General features: G+C 68.1%; 3 protein-coding genes and 1 pseudogene. All 4 read right to left on the reverse strand.

The features are described 5' to 3' along the window. Nucleotides 1–319 (reverse strand): annotated as a pseudogene (gene cca, locus QZ609_RS25210) (multifunctional CCA tRNA nucleotidyl transferase/2'3'-cyclic phosphodiesterase/2'nucleotidase/phosphatase); the annotation flags it as partial. A gap of 53 nt (nucleotides 320–372) precedes the next feature. Beyond that, on the reverse strand, nucleotides 373–1,062 hold the full coding sequence (locus tag QZ609_RS25215) for a glutathione S-transferase family protein (RefSeq protein ID WP_295500870.1): 690 nt from the start codon (nucleotides 1,060–1,062) through the stop codon (nucleotides 373–375). A gap of 226 nt (nucleotides 1,063–1,288) precedes the next feature. Continuing rightward, entirely contained in the window at nucleotides 1,289–2,299 is a 1,011-nt protein-coding gene (locus tag QZ609_RS25220) for a complex I NDUFA9 subunit family protein (RefSeq protein ID WP_295500872.1), read from the reverse strand. Nucleotides 2,300–2,460: 161 nt separating this feature from the next. Continuing rightward, nucleotides 2,461–3,791: lytic transglycosylase domain-containing protein (locus QZ609_RS25225; protein WP_295500874.1), on the reverse strand; the 1,331-nt coding region annotated here is incomplete at its 5' end.

The raw sequence follows: 3,791 nt of genomic DNA on the forward strand, positions 1-3,791 counted from the left end.
CGCCGTCTTCCGCCACGCGCTGCGCCATCGCGTTGATGGTCAGGTCGCGGCGGATCAGATCGTCTTCGAGCGTGACGTCGGGCGCGTAGTAGACCGAGAAACCCTTGTAGCCGGCAGCAGTCTTTCGCTCGGTGCGCGCGAGGGCGTACTCGGCCTGCGTGCGCGGATGCAGGAAGACAGGGAAGTCCTTGCCGACTGCATGAAAGCCGCGTGCCTCCAAGTCCTCCGGCGTGGCACCCACCACGACGTAGTCCCGATCCTGCACGGGCAGCCCGAGCAGCACGTCACGAATCGCGCCGCCCACGGCATACACATCCAGCCCGTGCGTGACCGGATCGACGACGGCGTCCCCCGCTTGTGCTGCGCGTTCCGTCATTGATTGGCGGCGACCAGCGTTTCCTCGTCCGGCGCGGTGCGGTACGGCTCGTCGTCGGCCAGGAAGTCGTGCTCGGCGCGCGCGGCGTCGATCCACTCCTGCATGGCCGGCAGGTTGAGGATGTGATCGGCGTAGGCCTTGGCGAGTTCGGGCAGACGCACGCCGTAGGTCGCAAAGCGGCTCACCACCGGCGCGTAGAACGCATCCGCCACCGTGAAGTGGCCGAACAGGAACGGGCCTTGCGCGGCGTACTTCTGGCGCAACTCGGTCCACATCTGCGCGATGCGGTCGATGTCCTGCTGCACGGCCACGTTCCAGCCCATGCCGGGCAGCATGGCGGTCACGTTCATCGGCATGTTGTTGCGCAGGTTGCCGAAGCCGGAGTGCATCTCGGCGCAGATCGAGCGGGCGTGCGCACGGGCCTTCGGATCTTCCGGCCACAACTGCGCGCGCGGAAAGCGCTCCGCCAGCGTCTCGCAGATGGCGAGCGAATCCCACACGTTCAAGTCGCCCTCGACCAGCACCGGCACGCGGCCGGCCGGCGAATAGCGCCCCACGTCGGCGGCGAAGCTCTCGCTCAGCAGGCGCACGCGGATCTCCTCAAACGGGATGCCGGCCTGCTTGGCCAGCAGCCAGGGGCGCAGCGACCATGACGAATAGTTCTTGTTGCCGATGAGCAGTTTCATGTTTCCCGTCCTTGGAGAGCGTGTTGCTGTTGTTGTGGGAGCTCGCGCGTGGCGCCCGCGTGCGCTTGTGTTGGGGAGCTGCGCGCAGTGGCGGCGGCCGGCGAGCAGACCATTCTAGCCCTGCGTTGCAGCGCCACAAAATGAATCAGATTGGCCACGGTTGTGAAATGGGCTCACAACCCCTCCTGCCGGCCAGCGTGGGGCGGGCCGGCGGTAGGGGCACCGGCTAGCGGTGCGAGTGGTGCGAGCGGGTGCGAGCGTCATCCAGCCAGCTGCCCGGACCGCGGCCGGCCAGCGCTGCCACCATCACGGCTTCCATGCCGAGTGCATGGACGCCCAGCTCTTCGGCGATGGGCTCTGCTGAGATGTTATCGATGCGCATGGAGTCGAGGTTGTCGCGCGAGAGCGGCGCGCCGGGCAGTTGTTCGAACAGCGTGGCCTGCCAGCGCCCGACCGCATCGGACAGCGGCACGATCATGCGCGGGTGGCCGCTGGCTGCGCCAGCAAACCGGACCAGTTCGGCCAGCGTATAGACGCGCGGGCCCACCAGCGGATAGACGTGACGCACCGTGGTCGGGTTGTCCAGCGCATTGACGAAGGCCGACGCCACGTCTTCCACATACACCGGCTGGAAGCGCGCATTGGCGCACGCCAGCGGCACGAACGGCGCCAGGCGCTGCATGCGGGCGAACAGGTTGAGGAAGTGGTCTTGCGGGCCGAACACCACCGACGGGCGGAACACGGTCCAGTCGAGACCGCTTTCCGTGACGACGCGTTCGCCGTCGCCCTTGCTGCGCTGGTACATCGACGGGCCAGCGGAGTCGGCGCCGAGTGCGCTCATGTGCAGCAGGCGCCTGACGCCGTGGCGCCCGCATGCGGCCACCAGGCGGCGCGGCAGGTCGACGTGCGCGCGCCGGAAGAGCGGCCCGTAGGGCTCGGCGCGCACATCCTGCAGCACGCCCACGAGGTTGATCACGGCGCAGTGCTGGCTGCCCTCGGTGAGCGCCTCGAGCAGCGCATCGAGGGTGTCGTCGTTGTGGACATCGGCTTCCATCACGTCGACGCGGGGGAGCAGGGTCAGGTTATGTGCCCGCGCCGATTCGGCATCGCGCGTGGGCACGATCACGCGGCCATCGGGCAGGCCGGGTGCGGCAAAGGTTTCGGTGACGAGATGCGACAGCAGCTGTGAGCCGATAAAGCCGGTGCCGCCGAGGACGAGGAGGTTGGAGGTTTGCATGATTGCATCTCCAGGAGGGGAAGGGCCTAAACACAATAGGTCGCGCATGCCGCCGCATCCAGACTCGTCCACGGCGCTTTTTCCCCGGATTGCGACGGCGCACGCACGCCCAATGAAAACGCCCACCATGGGGTGGGCGTTCGGCGTGGCGCCGCGATGGCTTATGGCAGATCGTCCGGCGTGACGGCTTCCGGCGCCACCTTGCCCAGGCGGTCCTTCAGCGACTGCGGGCGGCCGGTGAGCAGCGCGCTGTAGTAGGTCGCGTTCGACAGCACGTTCTTCACGTAGGTGCGCGTCTCGTTGAAGGGGATCGTCTCGGCGAAGATCGCGCCTTCGACCGGCCGCGTGAGCGTCGAGCGCCAGCGCTTCGGCCGGCCCGGGCCCGCGTTGTAGCCGGCGGTGGCCAGCGTCATCGAGCTGTCGAGGTCGGTCAGGATCATCGACAGGTAGCTGGTGCCGAGCAGCACGTTGGTGTCGATGTCGCTCATCTGCGAGGGGCGGAAGCCCGGCAGGCCGATCTTCTTGGCCACGCGCTTGGCGGTTTCCGGCATCACCTGCATCAGGCCCGAGGCGCCCACCGACGAGCGCGCGTCCATGATGAAGCGCGATTCCTGGCGGATCAGGCCATAGGCCCAGGCCACGTCCAGGCCGACCGCATCGGCGTTGCGCTCGACCACGTTGCGGAACGGGGTCGGGAAGCGCAGCGAGAAGTCATGCTCGGTCTTGGTCTTCTCGGCCGAGTTGACGGTGCGGTCGAGCAGGCCGAGCTTGCGGCCATATTCCGCCGCGGCCAGCAGCTCGCGGTCGCTCATGTTGCGCAGCTCCCAGTTCCACTCGCGGTTGCCTTCAAAGCGCAGGTTCAGGTCATACAGCCGCTTGGCGCGGCCGAAGCCCGGGTGGTTGCGGCCCATCGGGTCGATCTCGGCGTCGGTGACGGTGGTGCGCGGCGGCACGTTGATGCGCTGGCCGAGCTCTTCCTGCGCGAGCTGGCCATAGAAGTTGAACTGCCCGGCGATCGACTGGAACTGCTGCTTGGCCTCGTCATTGCGGTTGTCGGCCTTGAGCGCGCGGCCGTACCAGTAGGTCCAGGCCGGATCGCGGCTGCGCAGCGTCGGGCGCATGGTCTCGATGGCCTGGCGCACCATCTTCCAATCGCCGGCGCGCAGGGCAGTGCGCACGCGCCATTCCTGCGCGTCGTCCGACAGCCAGGCGTCGCCGCCCAGCGTCATCTGGCGGCGGTAGGCGTCGAGCGCGTCAGGCGTCTGCTTCTTGGCGGCGTACTGGCCGATCACGCCCCAGCCTGCGCCCTGCTCTTCCTTCGACAGGCTGCCGCTCTGCGCCAGCAGGTAGGCCGTCGCCTGCGACGGGTCGTTGCGCGCCATACGCGTGACGTTGGCCAGCGTGTCGTTGTCGACGCGATCGCCCTCGGGCAGCACGGCGGCAATGCGCGACGCCTGCGTGACGAGGTTCTGCTCCAGCGACAGCCGCGCCG

The sequence above is a fragment of the uncultured Ralstonia sp. genome (genome assembly GCA_913056305.1).
Lineage (GTDB): Bacteria > Pseudomonadota > Gammaproteobacteria > Burkholderiales > Burkholderiaceae > Ralstonia.